The organism is Herbaspirillum sp. FG34 (genome assembly GCF_057809315.1).
Map to the genome: position 1 here is coordinate 271,198 of NZ_JBMDJS010000006.1, position 14,166 is coordinate 285,363.

12 protein-coding genes, 1 tRNA gene and 2 pseudogenes are annotated in these 14,166 nt (G+C 61.9%); 6 read left to right on the top strand and 9 right to left on the bottom strand.

Annotated features, from left to right (window positions below; genetic code table 11):
* Positions 1-383: 383 nt before the first annotated feature.
* Both ACODSZ_RS10615 and lolA read left to right on the top strand, forming a co-directional pair.
* The gene (locus ACODSZ_RS10615) at positions 384-2,729 is read left to right on the top strand and encodes a DNA translocase FtsK (protein ID WP_008327922.1); all 2,346 of its coding nucleotides are present in this window, start codon (positions 384-386) and stop codon (positions 2,727-2,729) included.
* Between the two features lie 98 nt (positions 2,730-2,827).
* On the top strand, positions 2,828-3,541 hold the full coding sequence (gene lolA, locus ACODSZ_RS10620; protein ID WP_008327926.1) for an outer membrane lipoprotein chaperone LolA: 714 nt from the start codon (positions 2,828-2,830) through the stop codon (positions 3,539-3,541).
* 64 nt (positions 3,542-3,605) lie between these two features.
* Here the strand turns inward: lolA and fdxA are convergent, their stop codons facing one another.
* The gene (gene fdxA, locus ACODSZ_RS10625; RefSeq protein ID WP_008327929.1) at positions 3,606-3,944 is read right to left on the bottom strand and encodes a ferredoxin FdxA; all 339 of its coding nucleotides are present in this window, start codon (positions 3,942-3,944) and stop codon (positions 3,606-3,608) included.
* 265 nt (positions 3,945-4,209) lie between these two features.
* On the opposite strand from fdxA, the gene ACODSZ_RS10630 reads away from it, so the two are divergent.
* The gene (locus tag ACODSZ_RS10630; RefSeq protein WP_175342389.1) at positions 4,210-5,514 is read left to right on the top strand and encodes a replication-associated recombination protein A; all 1,305 of its coding nucleotides are present in this window, start codon (positions 4,210-4,212) and stop codon (positions 5,512-5,514) included.
* Between the two features lie 93 nt (positions 5,515-5,607).
* On the opposite strand, the gene ACODSZ_RS10635 is transcribed toward ACODSZ_RS10630, so the two are convergent.
* Positions 5,608-6,249: an alanyl-tRNA editing protein gene (locus ACODSZ_RS10635; protein ID WP_241822524.1), complete on the bottom strand. Its 642-nt coding sequence runs from the start codon at positions 6,247-6,249 to the stop codon at positions 5,608-5,610.
* A 96-nt stretch (positions 6,250-6,345) separates the two neighbouring features.
* On the opposite strand from ACODSZ_RS10635, the gene ACODSZ_RS10640 reads away from it, so the two are divergent.
* Positions 6,346-7,293 carry a LysR family transcriptional regulator gene (locus ACODSZ_RS10640; RefSeq protein WP_488927544.1) on the top strand — a complete coding sequence of 316 codons (948 nt, stop codon included), beginning with the start codon at positions 6,346-6,348 and terminating at the stop codon, positions 7,291-7,293.
* A 6-nt stretch (positions 7,294-7,299) separates the two neighbouring features.
* Here ACODSZ_RS10640 and ACODSZ_RS10645 read toward each other — a convergent pair whose 3' ends face one another.
* On the bottom strand, positions 7,300-7,923 hold the full coding sequence (locus tag ACODSZ_RS10645; protein ID WP_488927545.1) for an anaphase-promoting protein: 624 nt from the start codon (positions 7,921-7,923) through the stop codon (positions 7,300-7,302).
* Between the two features lie 204 nt (positions 7,924-8,127).
* Here ACODSZ_RS10645 and serS point away from each other — a divergent pair, with 204 nt between their 5' ends.
* A complete protein-coding gene (gene serS / locus ACODSZ_RS10650; protein ID WP_488927546.1) occupies positions 8,128-9,429 on the top strand; it encodes a serine--tRNA ligase in 1,302 nt (433 codons plus the stop codon).
* 103 nt (positions 9,430-9,532) lie between these two features.
* On the opposite strand, the gene ACODSZ_RS10655 is transcribed toward serS, so the two are convergent.
* The gene (locus ACODSZ_RS10655) at positions 9,533-11,413 is read right to left on the bottom strand and encodes a GGDEF domain-containing protein (RefSeq protein ID WP_488927547.1); all 1,881 of its coding nucleotides are present in this window, start codon (positions 11,411-11,413) and stop codon (positions 9,533-9,535) included.
* A 274-nt stretch (positions 11,414-11,687) separates the two neighbouring features.
* On the opposite strand from ACODSZ_RS10655, the gene ACODSZ_RS10660 reads away from it, so the two are divergent.
* Positions 11,688-11,777, top strand: a tRNA-Ser gene (locus tag ACODSZ_RS10660).
* A gap of 85 nt (positions 11,778-11,862) precedes the next feature.
* On the opposite strand, the gene ACODSZ_RS10665 is transcribed toward ACODSZ_RS10660, so the two are convergent.
* The 5 genes and pseudogenes from ACODSZ_RS10665 to ACODSZ_RS10685 all read right to left on the bottom strand — a co-directional run.
* Positions 11,863-12,852, bottom strand: coding sequence for a tyrosine-type recombinase/integrase (locus ACODSZ_RS10665; RefSeq protein ID WP_488927548.1), 990 nt, complete (start codon positions 12,850-12,852; stop codon positions 11,863-11,865).
* Positions 12,853-12,866: 14 nt separating this feature from the next.
* Positions 12,867-13,010: pseudogene (locus ACODSZ_RS10670) on the bottom strand (helix-turn-helix domain-containing protein); the annotation flags it as partial.
* On the bottom strand, positions 13,007-13,240 hold the full coding sequence (locus tag ACODSZ_RS10675; protein ID WP_488927549.1) for a hypothetical protein: 234 nt from the start codon (positions 13,238-13,240) through the stop codon (positions 13,007-13,009). The gene ACODSZ_RS10675 and the pseudogene ACODSZ_RS10670, both read right to left, overlap by 4 nt.
* A gap of 421 nt (positions 13,241-13,661) precedes the next feature.
* Entirely contained in the window at positions 13,662-13,895 is a 234-nt protein-coding gene (locus ACODSZ_RS10680; RefSeq protein ID WP_488927550.1) for a hypothetical protein, read from the bottom strand.
* A pseudogene (locus ACODSZ_RS10685) lies at positions 13,892-14,166 on the bottom strand (AAA family ATPase); the annotation flags it as partial. The gene ACODSZ_RS10680 and the pseudogene ACODSZ_RS10685, both read right to left, overlap by 4 nt.

Below are 14,166 nucleotides of genomic sequence, written 5' to 3' on the forward strand. Positions count from 1 at the left end.
TCAAATGTTGTGGGATCGCTTCTGCAAATGAGGCGACTCCCGGAGATTTCAATTCCGGACGGCCCGGCACGTCAGCCAGGCCGTCCGGCACAAGCGGGTGCTTGCCAGCGCACAAGTTTGCGGTTTGCCGCGCTGCAAAACGGGTAAGATTATAGTCCATGCCCTCTGCGGGGCTCATGGAATTACGCTATGTCGGCAATAGTCGGCGGCTGCGGGGGCAGTGGCAGGGCTACTGTCCAGAATATGAACAAAAAGACAGCACAGCCAGAACGATAGCGGCCAGTGACGGTCAGTGCAGCGGGTTTCCCGCTGGCCTGCGCAAAACCGCGAAGCGCCAATTCAATGCCGTTACAATGACGGCGTGTTTTTTTTGTACGGAAGTTATGTCCAAGACGAGTCAAGCCCACATCCGCACCACCAAGACGCCGGCGCCCCCGATGCCCAGCCGCCTGGTCAGGCTGTTATCGGAAGCGCGCTGGCTGGCGCTGGCGGCCCTGCTGGCCTATCTGGTGCTGATCCTGCTGAGCTATGCCAAGACCGACCCCGGCTGGTCGGTGGCCAGCTCGGTGCCCCGCGTGGGCAACTGGGGCGGCCGGGTCGGTGCCTGGATGGCCGATCTGATGCTGTACATCTTCGGGCTGTCGGCCTGGTGGTGGTGCGTGCTGTTGGCGCGCTCGGTGTGGACCGGTTATCGGCGCCTGTCCAACCGCTTCCTGGTGTCCCAGCCGGTGGAGCCGGAACATCGACAGGAACCGCTCATCCGCGCCGTCGGCTTTGTCTTCATGCTCACCGGCAGCATGGGGATCGAGTTCACCCGCATGCAGCGTTTCGCCCCCAAGCTGCCGCATTCCTCCGGTGGCGTGCTGGGCGAGATGATCGGTTCGGCCATGCAGCCCACTTTCGGTTTCACCGGCGCCACGCTGCTGCTGTTGCTGCTGTTCGGGCTGGGCTTCTCGCTGCTGTTCCAGGTGTCCTGGCTGGCGGCGGTGGAACGCATCGGTGGCATGATCGAGGATGGCCTGTTCTGGGTGCGCGACTTCTTCGCCGCCCGCGCCGACCGCCGCGCCGGCCAGGAAGCGGCCGTCAAGCGTGAGGAAACCGTGGTGCAGGAGCGCGCCAAGATCGTGGAAGCCCCGCCGATCCGCATCGAACCGCAGATCGTGGAGGTGCAGAAGTCCGACCGCGTCCAGAAGGAAAAGCAGACCAGCCTCTTCGATGACTTGAACAGCGAACTGCCGCCACTGTCGCTGCTCGATGAGGCCCCGCCTGCGCAGCAGACGGTCTCGGTGGAAACGCTGGAATTTACCAGCCGCCTGATCGAAAAGAAGCTGGCCGACTTCGGCGTCGAGGTCAAGGTGGTGGCGGCTTATCCCGGCCCGGTGATCACCCGCTACGAGATCGAACCGGCCACCGGTGTGAAGGGCAGCCAGATCGTCAACCTGGCGCGTGACCTGGCGCGTTCGCTGTCGCTGACCTCGATTCGCGTAGTGGAAGTCATCCAGGGCAAGAATTTCATGGGTCTGGAACTGCCCAATCCCAAGCGCCAGATCGTGCGCCTGACGGAGATCCTGGGCTCCAAGGTCTACAACGACAGCCATTCCAGCCTGACCGTGGCGCTGGGCAAGGACATCGCCGGCAATCCGGTGGTGGCCGACCTGGCCAAGATGCCGCACTTGCTGGTGGCCGGCACCACCGGCTCGGGCAAGTCGGTGGGCATCAATGCCACCATCCTCTCGCTGCTGTACAAATCTTCACCGCGCCAGGTGCGCCTGATCCTGATCGATCCCAAGATGCTGGAACTGTCGATCTACGAGGGCATTCCGCACCTGCTGGCGCCGGTGGTGACCGACATGCGCCAGGCCGGCCACGCGCTGAACTGGGCGGTGGAAGAGATGGAACGCCGCTACAAGAAGATGTCCAAGCTGGGCGTGCGCAACCTGGCTGGTTACAACCAGAAGATCATCGATGCCGAGAAGCGCGGCGAGAAAATTCCGAATCCCTTCAGCCTCACGCCCGATGCCCCCGAACCACTGGAGCAGCTGGAAACCATCGTCATCATCATCGATGAACTGGCCGACCTGATGATGGTGGTGGGCAAGAAGGTGGAAGAACTGATCGCCCGCATCGCCCAGAAGGCGCGCGCGGCTGGCATCCACCTGATTTTGGCCACGCAGCGTCCGTCGGTGGACGTCATTACCGGCCTGATCAAGGCCAACGTGCCGACGCGCATTGCCTTCCAGGTCTCTTCCAAGATCGACTCCCGCACCATTCTCGACCAGATGGGCGCTGAAACCCTGCTGGGCATGGGCGACATGCTCTACAACCCGCCGGGTACGGCCTTGCCGGTGCGGGTGCACGGCGCCTTCGTGTCGGATGATGAAGTGCACCGCGTGGTGGAGCACCTGAAATCCCAGGGGGAACCGAATTACATCGAGGGCATCCTAGAGGGAGGCGTGCTGGAGGACGCCGACGGCGGTGCTGGCGGCGGTGCCGCAGCTGGCGCCGGAGGCGGTGGAGAAGGCGACGAGATGTACGACCAGGCCGTGGCCGTGGTCCTGAAACATCGCCGGGCCTCGATCTCGCTGGTGCAGCGTCACCTGCGCATCGGCTACAACCGTGCGGCGCGCTTGCTGGAGCAGATGGAGCAAAGCGGTCTGGTCTCCACCATGCAGTCCAATGGCAACCGTGAAATCCTGGTGCCGGCGGGTGCTGGCGATGCGGCTGAATAAGCGGTCTTCCCTCCACATCAAGCTGCCCTGAAGGCCGGCCACCGTCGCGCCGGCCGCCACCTTGCCGGTGGCGCCTAGTCAAGAAGGAATCAAACAACATGGACAATTCCAGAAACGCTTTCCGCTCGCGCCCTGCGCAAGCCCGTACCTTCAACCTGCGCCGCCTGATGATGGCGGCCGGTCTTTCCGCGCTGGCCGTGGCCGGGGCCATCGCCATCACCGCGCTGACACCAAACCGTGCCTCGGCTGCCGCGCTGGACCAGTTCAAGCAATTCGTCAGCAGCACGCAGTCGGCCAAGGGTGCGTTCACCCAGCGCATGGTGCGGGTGGAGAATGGCACGTCCAAGGTGGTCAACACCTCCAGCGGCAGCTTCGTGTTTTCGCGTCCCGGCAAGTTCATCTGGACCTACCAGAAGCCGTATGAACAGGTGATCCAGGCCGATGGGGAAAAACTCTTCATCTACGACAAGGACCTCAACCAGGTCACCACCAAGAAACTGGGCAATGCGCTGGGCTCTTCGCCGGCCGCCATCCTCTTCGGCAGCAATGATCTGGAAAAAAACTTCACACTGAAGGAAGCCGGCACCAAGGATGGCCTGGAATGGCTACAAGCCATCCCCAAGAGCAAGGACACGACCTTCGACACCATCGGCATTGGCTTGAAGAACGGCACCCCGGTGGCGATGGAGCTGCATGATTCCTTCGGCCAGGTTTCTTTGTTGAGCTTCGACAGCTTCGAGAAGAATCCGCCGCTCAAGAGCAACAGTTTCAGCTTCACCATTCCCAAGGGTGCGGACGTATTCAACAACTGAGCTTGTCCGCCCGTAGCAAAACAGCCCCGCAGGCTTGCGCTTGCGGGGCTGTTTTGCTGGTGCTTCAGAGGTCGGGCATCTTCAGCTGGGGCAGCTTGTCGGGCAGGTCCTTCCATTGCTCGTGGTCGGGCAGGGGCGCTTTGGCCTGGGTGATGGGCTTCCAGCCGGGCAGCTTGGCCAGACGGGCGTTGAGGTCCTCAAAGTGGGAGAGGGCGGCGGGCAGGTCGGTGGCGTTGTAGATGGCACCGACCGGGCATTCCGGCACGCACATGGAGCAGTCGATGCAGCCGTCCGGGTCGATGACCAGGAAATTGGGGCCTTCCAGGAAGCAATCCATGGGGCAGACGCTGACGCAATCGGTGTACTTGCACTGGATACAGGAATCGGTGACGACGAAGGGCATGGAGACGCAGGGAGAGGCAGGAAAAAGGGCGATATGAAGAAAAAAGCGCAGGCTGCATTCTACCCGCTGGGCCGGATGGTTGCAGGCGCGGGCATGACCGCGCCATCGCCCCTGTAGGGGCCTGCTGCGTTAGACTACGGCCTTTGGTGAATGCGCCTTGCAATCCGGCGCCGCGCCCGCATCCTGATGACTATGAACTTTATTTCCCTGGCCGCCCTGTTGCGGTTCTTCTTCTCCGATCTTCCGAGTTTGCGGGGGGCGGTGCATGGCTGACCTGTTCGCGCAAGAACCCGCTGCGCCGCTGGCTGAAGCGCTGCGCCCCAAGACGCTTGACGAGGTGATCGGGCAGTCGCATCTCTTGGGCGAAGGCAAGCCCTTGCGGCTGGCCTTCCAGTCCGGCAAGCCGCATTCGATGATCTTCTGGGGGCCGCCGGGTGTGGGCAAGACCACGCTGGCGCGGCTGACCGCCACCGCCTTTGCGTGTGAATTCATTGCGCTGTCGGCGGTGTTTTCGGGGGTCAAGGATATTCGTGCGGCCATGGAGCAGGCCGAGCAGAATCTGGCGATGGGCAAGCACACGATCCTGTTCGTGGATGAAATTCACCGGTTCAACAAGTCGCAGCAGGATGCCTTGCTGCCCTATGCGGAAAGCGGCCTGGTGACCTTCATCGGCGCCACCACCGAGAATCCTTCCTTCGAGGTCAATTCGGCGCTGTTGTCGCGGGCGCAGGTCTACGTGCTCAAGTCGCTCACCGATGAGGAACTGAAGCAGTTGCTCAAGCGTGCGCAGGACAAGGCGCTGGGGGATCTGCAATTCGACGGACAGGCCACCGACACCATCATCGGCTACGCCGATGGCGATGCTCGCCGCTTCCTCAATCTGCTGGAGCAGACCCAGACGGCCGCCCGCACGACCGGCACGCAGCTGGTTACGGCCGAGTTCCTGCAGAATGCGCTGACGCTCAACAGCCGTCGTTTCGACAAGGGTGGAGACAATTTCTACGATCAGATATCGGCCTTGCACAAGTCGGTACGCGGCTCACATCCGGATGCGGCGTTGTACTGGCTGACCCGTATGCTCGATGGTGGCGCCGATCCGCGCTACCTGTCGCGGCGCATCGTGCGCATGGCCTGGGAAGACATCGGCCTGGCCGACCCGCGCGCCATGCAGATCGCCAACGATGCTGCGCTGACCTATGAGCGCCTGGGCAGCCCCGAGGGCGAACTGGCACTGGGGCAGGCGGTGATCTACCTGGCGGTGGCGGCCAAGAGCAATGCCGGCTACAACGCCTACAACGCTGCGCGCGCTTTCGTGAAGCAGGACAAGAGCCGGGAAGTGCCGGTGCATCTGCGCAATGCGCCGACCAAGTTGATGAAGGAATTGGGCTACGGGCATGAATACCGGTATGCCCATGATGAGCCCAATGCCTATGCGGCGGGGGAGACTTATTTGCCGGAGGGGATCGCTGAGCCGGGCTGGTACCAGCCGGTTCCAAGGGGGTTGGAAATCAAGATAGGCGAAAAGCTGGCGACCTTGCGGCAGTGGGATGAAGATGCGCAAAAAGAGTGAGTCAATTCTTGGGGAGTAGCCGTCTTTTGAGACGGTTTTTTTCACCGCCATGAGCGCGAATCAAACCAGTGTTTTTTGAGGGCAGATATTCGCTCAGGGAGTAACGTCATAACGCACCGACGCCTCCCCCTTCTTGACCCGTACGGAGTCAATACGAATTCGCCCGATCTCTCCCAGCGACGCCACGTGCGTTCCGCCGCAGGGGTAGGCGGGCAGCTCGCCAAAACCGATCTGCCGCAAGCCATTCTCCATGGCCATCACGCAGGGTAAATCCTGCGCCAGCAAGTCATTGCAGCGGCGCTCCAGCTCTGCCGGCACCAGTTCCTGGGCTGTGCCATCTGCGGCGGCAGCCACGCCCACCACGCGCGCTTCCCCCGGCCAGTGATGCGCCTTGGTGGGCTTCCATCCCAGTTCGGCCAGTACCTGCCCGATCACGTGGCCCGCTGAATGCAGCCGGGCGTGCAGCTGGCGCGGCTGCGCATCCACGCAGGCCAGCGCCGGGCCAGGCGCCACGGGGGCGGTGGTGTAGTGGACGATGCCCTCGCTTTCGCTGCTCACGCGCAGTACTTCCACCGCACCGATCCGACCGGTATCACTGGGCTGTCCGCCACCCTGCGGATGAAAGGGTGTGGCCGACAGCCGCACGGCGTAGCGGCCATCGTCCTGCGCAGTGCAGTCCAGCACTTGGATGTCGGCGCGCAAGGCGGGGTCGGTGAGGTAGAGACGTTCGGTCATGACGAGGCTTTCAATGAAACTGCGGCGAGTGTCGTGCATTGTATCGACAGGATGGACTTGCGATAATCCAGCAACACTGCAAAGGATCTTTGCTCCATGAGCACAAATAAAAGCATCGCCCTGCTCAACGAAATGGCCATCTTCGCCAAGGTAGTGGAGACCGGCAGCTTCTCGGAAGCGGCCCGCCAGCTGGGCGCAACACCGTCGGCCACCAGCCGCGCCATCGCCCGCCTGGAAAAAGCCCTCGGCACGCAATTGTTGCAACGGACCACCCGCAAGCTGCGCCTGAGCGAAAGCGGCGAGGAGATCCACGCCCGTTGCCGCGACATGCTCAACGCCGCGCAGGCCGTGCTGTCGGTGTCCGGTGCCTTCGACGCCGAGCCGCAGGGGCAGGTGAGGGTGAGTGTGCCCAAGGCGGTCGGGCATGCACTGATTCACCCGCACATGCCGGATTTCCTGGCGGCCCATCCCAAGGTGGACGTGCTGCTCAGGCTGGAAGACCGCTACATGGATCTCATCGACGACCAGGTCGACCTGGCCATCCGCATCACCGACCAGCCGCCGCCGGGCCTGATGGGGCGGCGCCTGATGCGCATCGATCATCTGCTGTGCGCCACGCCGCAGTACCTGCAGCGCCACGGGATGCCGGACCATCCCCGGGCCTTGAAGGAGCATGACTGCATCTACCTGGGTGAGTCGCCGGCAGACGCGCGCTGGCGCTTTCGCCGCCAGGGCAAATCAGTCAATGTCGAGGTACGGGGGAGGTATGCGGCCAACCACACGGGCGTGCGTCTCGATGCCACCTTGCGCCATCTGGGGATTGCCAGCCTGCCGTATTTCATCGCCAGGCCACGGCTGGAGGAGGGGAGTCTGGTGCAGGTGCTGCCGCAGTGGAGTTTCAGGACGCGCTATTGCGGCGAGCTGTGGGCGCTGTATCCGGCCACGCGCCACCTGCCACCGCGCCTGAGCGCCTTCGTGCAGTTCCTGGCGCAGCGCCTGGCGCAGGAACCGGCCCTGGCGCCGGGTGCCAAGCCTGTGCCTTGAAGCCCGTCAGGCCGCAGGACGGTGCCAGACGTGGAAGCTGCCTTCCATGGCCGACATGGCGGCGATCACGGTCTCGTAATTCTTGTCGTCGTCATAGCCGGGCAGGCGGGTCTTCATGGCATCCATGAGCGCTTCCAGGCCATCGGCATCGTTGGGGATCAGCACCCCCTTGATGCCCTCGGCACTCTTGCCCGCCAGGATCCATTGCGGTTGCGGCAGGGCATCCTCGCTGATGCGAATCGTGACGTCATCCACTTCACGCCAGGCTATGCCTTCGCGCTTGGTCCCGCGCACCATGGTGCGGATTTCTTCGTCGTCGAATTCCACGCTGATCTTGCGTGCCTGCTGCGCGGCCAGTCGTGTCGGCGAGAGCTCGGTCGCACCCGGTGCCTGCACCTTCCAGTCGGTCTTGCGGACCTTGGGCGGCACCAAGCGGTTCTTGATCTGCTGGCCGAAGGCGAAGGCGGCGCCGAAGGACAGGCCCGCGATCAGCCCATAGAACAGGCTGGCCTCGTTGGACATGTAATGGATGCCGGCCCACAAGCCCAGGGCAAAGGCGGCCACCAGGCCCAGCAGGGAGAACAGGACAGGGACTTCGCGTGGCGGACGGGATTCGGGCTGGACGGACATGGGCAATCGGGTCTCAAGAAGGCTGAAGAAGGCTGAAGAGGGCTGAAGAGGGCTGCAATGGGCCGCATGGTAACCCGCATGGGCGCTGGCGGCTACCGGGGCCGGCGCATTTTATTGTGGCGGGGGTGCACGGGAAGCCCGTAGCGGGCGCGCGACTTGGTACAATCGCAGTTTCGAGCACCAAATCTATCGTAATTTCTTCCCATGATCGACATTCAACTCCTCCGTAAAGACATCGAGAACGTCGCAGCCCGCCTGGCGGCCCGCAAGTTCGTCCTGGACGTGGCCGGCTTCAATGCGCTGGAAGCCGAGCGCAAGCAGATCCAGACCCGTACCGAAGAACTGCAGGGCAAGCGCAATACGCTGTCCAAGCAGATCGGCATGCTCAAGGGCAAGGGCGAGGACGCCTCCGCCGTGATGGCCGAGGTCAACGGTATCGGCGACGAGTTGAAAGCCTCCGCCACCCGTCTGGAAGAAGTGCAGCAGCAGATGAACCTGTTCCTGCAGGCCATACCCAACCTGCCGCATGAATCGGTGCCCGCCGGCAATGACGAAAGCGGCAACGTCGAGCTGCGCAAGGTCGGTACGCCCCGCAGCTTCGATTTCGAGATCAAGGATCACGTCGACGTCGGCGCACCGCTGGGCCTGGACTTCGATACCGCGACCAAGCTGACCGGTTCGCGCTTTGCCGTCTTGAAGGGCGGTATCGCCCGCCTGCATCGCGCGCTGGCGCAGTTCATGCTCAACACCCACACCGTGGAGCATGGCTATACCGAGTGTTACACCCCTTACATCGTCAACGCCGACAGCCTGCGCGGCACCGGCCAGCTGCCCAAGTTCGAGGCCGATCTGTTCGCGGCCAAGAAGGGCGGTCAGGAAGGCGAGGCCGAGAATGCCGCGCTGTACCTGATCCCGACCGCTGAAGTGCCGCTGACCAACTTCGTGCGGGATGAAATCGTCGCCGGGGATGCGCTGCCGATGAAGTTCACCGCCCACTCGCCTTGCTTCCGCTCGGAAGCCGGTTCCTACGGCCGCGACACGCGCGGGATGATCCGCCAGCACCAGTTCGACAAGGTGGAAATGGTGCAGATCGTGCATCCCGAGAAGTCTTACGAAGCGCTGGACGAGATGCTGGGCCATGCCGAAACCATTCTGAAGAAGCTCGGCCTGCCGTATCGCGTCATCACCCTGTGCACCGGCGACATGGGCTTTGGTGCAGCCAAGACCTATGACATCGAAGTCTGGCTGCCGGCGCAGAACACCTATCGTGAAATCTCCTCGGTCTCCAATTGCGAAGCCTTCCAGGCACGCCGCATGCAGGCCCGCTTCCGCAATGCCCAGGGCAAGCCGGAACTGCTGCACACCCTGAACGGTTCGGGCCTGGCCGTAGGCCGTACCCTGGTGGCGGTGCTGGAAAACTACCAGCAGGCCGATGGCAGCGTGGATATCCCCGAGGTGCTGCAGCCCTACATGGGCGGCGTGACCAAGCTGGTACCGGGCGCCTGATTCAGTTTGACGGTGCAGGAAATGAAGACGGCTGTCTCGCGAGAGACAGCCGTTTTTTTTTATCGTCGCAAGGTTTGCGAAAACGTTTTCTTGACGGCGCTGGCTAGGCGTCCTTGAGTGCCCAGGAGAAGGTGGTGGGGATGCGGCGCTCGATGAACAGGCTGTTGCCCTGGATTTTCTTGGCTTCCTTCTTGGCGCGGGTGGCGGCTGAAGCGATCTGGTGCGGCGAGGAGTATTGCGAAGGCTCGATCTTGACCGCCCCCAGCGACAGCGACACCAGCGGATGGAGGACGCGATTGCCCTGGCGGTCCTCGGTGTAGTAGCCGTTGCGCTGTACGTCTTCGTCATAGTAGAAAGCGCGCGCCTGAACCTCGAAGCCGTCGAGGATGGCGCGGCAGCGTTTTTCCCAGTCTTCGCTCTGGAACAGGATCAGGAAATCGTCCCCGCCGATGTGACCGATGAAGTCCAGGTTGGGGTCGCAGGCCTGCTGCAGCACGCGGCCGGTGGTCTGGATCATGTCGTCGCCCTTGCGGTAGCCGTAGACGTCGTTGAAAGGCTTGAAGTGGTCCAGGTCACAGTAGCAGATGCAGAACTCCACGCCGCTCTGCAGCAGGTATTCGATGTGATCGTTGATGGGCACGTTGCCCGGCAATTGTGTGAGCGGATTGGCGTGACGCGCGGCGTCGATCTGCATCTGCGTGATTTCGCGCAGCAGATCGTGGCCGGTGCCCAGTCCCACGTACTGGCCGCGGTCGGTGATGATGAAGCCGTTGGAGAGGTGGTGCGATTCGGCATGCACCAGCAGGTTGGAGAGCTCTTGCAGGCTGGTGTCCTGCTCGGTCAGGATGGGGTTGGGGTCCATGAAGAAGGCGCAGGACTTCTTGCCATACAGTTCGCGCCCGTACAGGCGGGCGAAACGTTCGACCATGCTGTAGCGGTTGATGAGCCCGATCGGCAGGCCATTGCTGACCACCGGCAGGGCCTGCAACTGCGGATCGTTGACGAACATGTCGTAAGCCGTGTCATTGGTGACCTCCGGGCTCACGTACTGGGTCTCGCGCAGCAGCTTGGCGACCGTGGCGCTGCGCTTGCCGGGGCCATACTTGTTGGCCGCCAGCGGTACCTTGTCGCGCCGCAGGGTCTTGGTGACATCGTCCGAGATCGACACCGGCGGCTCCGGTAGCGGACGCGAGATGTGATAGCCCTGGCCGCAGGCGATGCCCAGATCGCGGATGGTCAGCAGCTCGGCCTGCGATTCGATGCCTTCGGCGATGACGATGGAACCGGACTTCTCGGCGATCTCCTGGATCGAGCGCACGAACTGCAGCTTCATGGGATCGTGGTTGATGCCCTGCACGAAGTGCATGTCCACCTTGACGTATTCCGGCTGCAGCTCCGACCACAGGCGCAGGCTGGAGAAACCTTCACCCAGATCGTCGATGGCAATCTGGAAACCCATGTCGCGGTAGTGCATGGCGGCATTGCGCAGCAGGGCATAGTCGTAGGTCGGCTCGTTCTCGGTGAGCTCAATGATGATGCGCTGCGGATTGACGCCCAGCTTTTCCAGGTAGCGCAGGGTTTCGCCCTGGATCGCCTCGGGCTGCATGAGCGCACCCGGCGAGACGTTGAGAAACAGGTTGCCCGGCAGACCCAGTTGCGCGAAGCGGGTCATCACGATGTGGCGACACAGGTACTCCATCTGTACCGACAGATTGTGTGCGCGCGCTACCTTGAACAGCGCCAGGGGCGAATGCAGCGGGGTATTGGAGGGGCCGCGGATCAAACCTTCATAGCCCAGGATTTCGCCGTTGCGCATGCGTACGATGGGCTGGAACAAGGCTGACAGCTTGCGTTGCGCGATGATCTCGTGCAGCAGCGACAACATCGGGTCATCGGCGCCGCGCAGGGCCGCGCCGGAGGCGCCGGCGATCAGGTCGACGACTTCGGCGCCGAGCGGAAAGATTGGGCTGGAAAGGGGAGCCATCTGGCTGAATCCGGGTTCGAAAGAGTCAAAGAACGACAAAGCAAGGCGAAATAGTTTACGGATGCTAGAAGTGATTTATGACAAGATGATGATAAGCAATTCAGCTTTATGCTTTTATGTGTGAACTTTGCTTCCTTTAGTCTGTCCGGCGGCAGAAGCAATGACGGGAAGATAATTTTTTTGAATTTTTTTAAAAAATAGTTTCACTCTGAAAATAGTTCTGCTATAGTCGCTGTCTTCGCTGCACCACGCAGTGAAACGACCGAAGTTGACCGGAGAGGTGGCAGAGTGGTCGAATGTACCTGACTCGAAATCAGGCGTACGGTTTCCCGTACCGTGGGTTCGAATCCCACCCTCTCCGCCAGTATTTACGCGGGTTTCCGCGCTGTAGAGAAAGCCGCCTTGTGCGGCTTTTTTTACGTCTGGTGGGGAAGAAGTTGACCAAGAAATCAGGCGCGCTTCTTCCCGATCTTCGCCACGGCATCGGTCAGGGTATCGATGGCCAGGTGCGCATACCGTTGGGTACTGCGCGAATCCTTGTGCCCCAGCACCCGCCCCACGGTGTAGAGGTCGACCCCGTTGTTTATCAGCTCACTGGCCGCGCTGTGGCGCAGGTCATGCAGGTGCAGGTGATCGAGGCCAGCCCGCTCCCGAGCTTTCCGGAAGTTCGCCTGGATGGTGATCTTGGGGATGGACTGGTCGAACACCCGGGCGGCGTACTTGATCCGGGGATGTACCGGCACCATGCGAGGCGATCCGTTCTTGGTATCAGCCAGGGCAAAAACTTCCCCACTTAGTTTGTATTTCAGCAACTCAGATAAGCGCATGCCACTGTAAAAAAGGATGCGGAAGGCCCGGCGCACGTTCCTGTTCTGGATGGCCAGGACCATGCGGATCATGTCCTGCCTGCTGGCATATTCCTGACGCTCGTTGCGCACGGCGGGCACCACCACCTTGGCAGCTGGATCCTCTTGGCCCATACCGTGCTCCTTCCAGGCATAGCGGCAGGCGGCGGTGAGGTAGCGGATACGGTTGCGCAGCGAGGCGGCCGAGAGCGGGGTCTCCATGCCCTCATTGTCTCGGGTGGCCTTGGCGATGTAGAACTTGCAGGCATCCGAGACGCCGGACGGGGTGAGGGGGCGCCCCTGGTAGGCGAAGAACATGAGCGCTAGTTCCCGCTCCACGTTCTTGCCGGTCTTGAGGTGGGGCAGGCGGTGCTTTATGTAGACGGCGACAGCTTCATCGATTGAATGCTGAGCACGTTCGACGCTGGTTGCGACGGCGTAGAGCTTCGCGCTTTCTTGCCGGTCGTAGGCGTCAGCCTGGGCTTGATTCCATGTTTTTGGAAGAGCTTTTCGAGTCCGGACCCTCTGGCCATCGATACGGCGGTCGAACTCAAAGACGAAGCAACCTCTCTTTTTGTCGCGATAAATCGGCATGATTCTTGATAGTCGAGAATGTCTTGTCGGTTGAAAGTGATCCGGCGACCGATCCGATAGCAGGGAATCGGGCCGTCCGGGGCGGCTAGATCATATACCTTCCGGGCCGACACCCCCAGAAGCACGGCAGCGGCCTTGATGTTCATGGTTTCTGTCATGGCTTGTCCTTCGCGGCCAGGGCGGCAAACATGTCGATGGTGTGCGTATCAGGTTCTGGCGGGATTGGTTCTCCGGCCTGAACGAACCGTGTGCAGCATGGCTGGCCGTCTTTTCCGTATTGCCATGCATCCGGATAATCTGGATGGTCTACATCGTGCAGGAACGAAAGGGCGATGATGTCGCAGCGCTCGTTGTCGTCGCAGTCCTCCAATGCTACGCCTTCACGCATGGCTTTATCGCGGGCGCATTGACAGCACCAAGCCTCGAAAAAGCATTCGCCTTCGGTACCGTTACTAGGCCGGTATTTCTGGCATCCCGTGCATCATCCTTCCCTGCTTCTGAGGGAGTGGGGGAGAGGGCGGCACGAGCAAGCCAAGCAGAACGGGCGCAATCCTCAGCGTAGTTGTGGACTGCCACTCGTTCACTGTCCCAAAAGCCAAAATCATGTGCCCACGCCTCAAACAAAGCACGCTCTTCCTCCAGCCCTTCTGCGCGCCCTTGGGCGACTGCATGGCCCATGATCGCGCTGACCATGGCCAGCATGTTCTCTTCGTGCGCGTCAGCAGCAAACTTGTCCAGTGCTTCGCGCACCTCCGGTATGTCGCAGATGCGCTGCGCTTCCGGCCAACTGATGGGGGTCTTATTGAGCATCACGGTTTTCCTCCATGGGAAACACGCCAACTACGGCGCAACTCCAGTGCTTCGATGGCACGATCGCGGTAACCCATGCGATTCAGCTTATGGCCCAACGGCATCATGTATGCGTTCCAGAACCGGACGCCAGGACCGCCCAGCAGAGCGCTGGAATACATGCGCGAGCGCGTGTCATCCATGCGGAGCAACTGGGCGATCTTGCGCGCCACGCGGCGCTTACGGGCACTCACGCTGCCTCCCGCAGTCCCTCGATCACGCCATTGGCGATCCAGAACGAGGAGAAGGTGGGCGGGAGCTGGGCGGGCAGCTGCTTGAGCGTGCCGAACACCAGCGCGGTTTCGATGTGGCCTTCCTCGGCCAGCGAGTGCAGCCAGTTGATGGCATCGGAGCGGCCTGGCAGGTCCAGCACATCGAAACGGTCCAGCATCAGGATGCGCAGGCCAGTCACCTGGGCCACGGCCTGGGCGATCATGGCATCGGTGCGCCATTGCTCGGACTCCG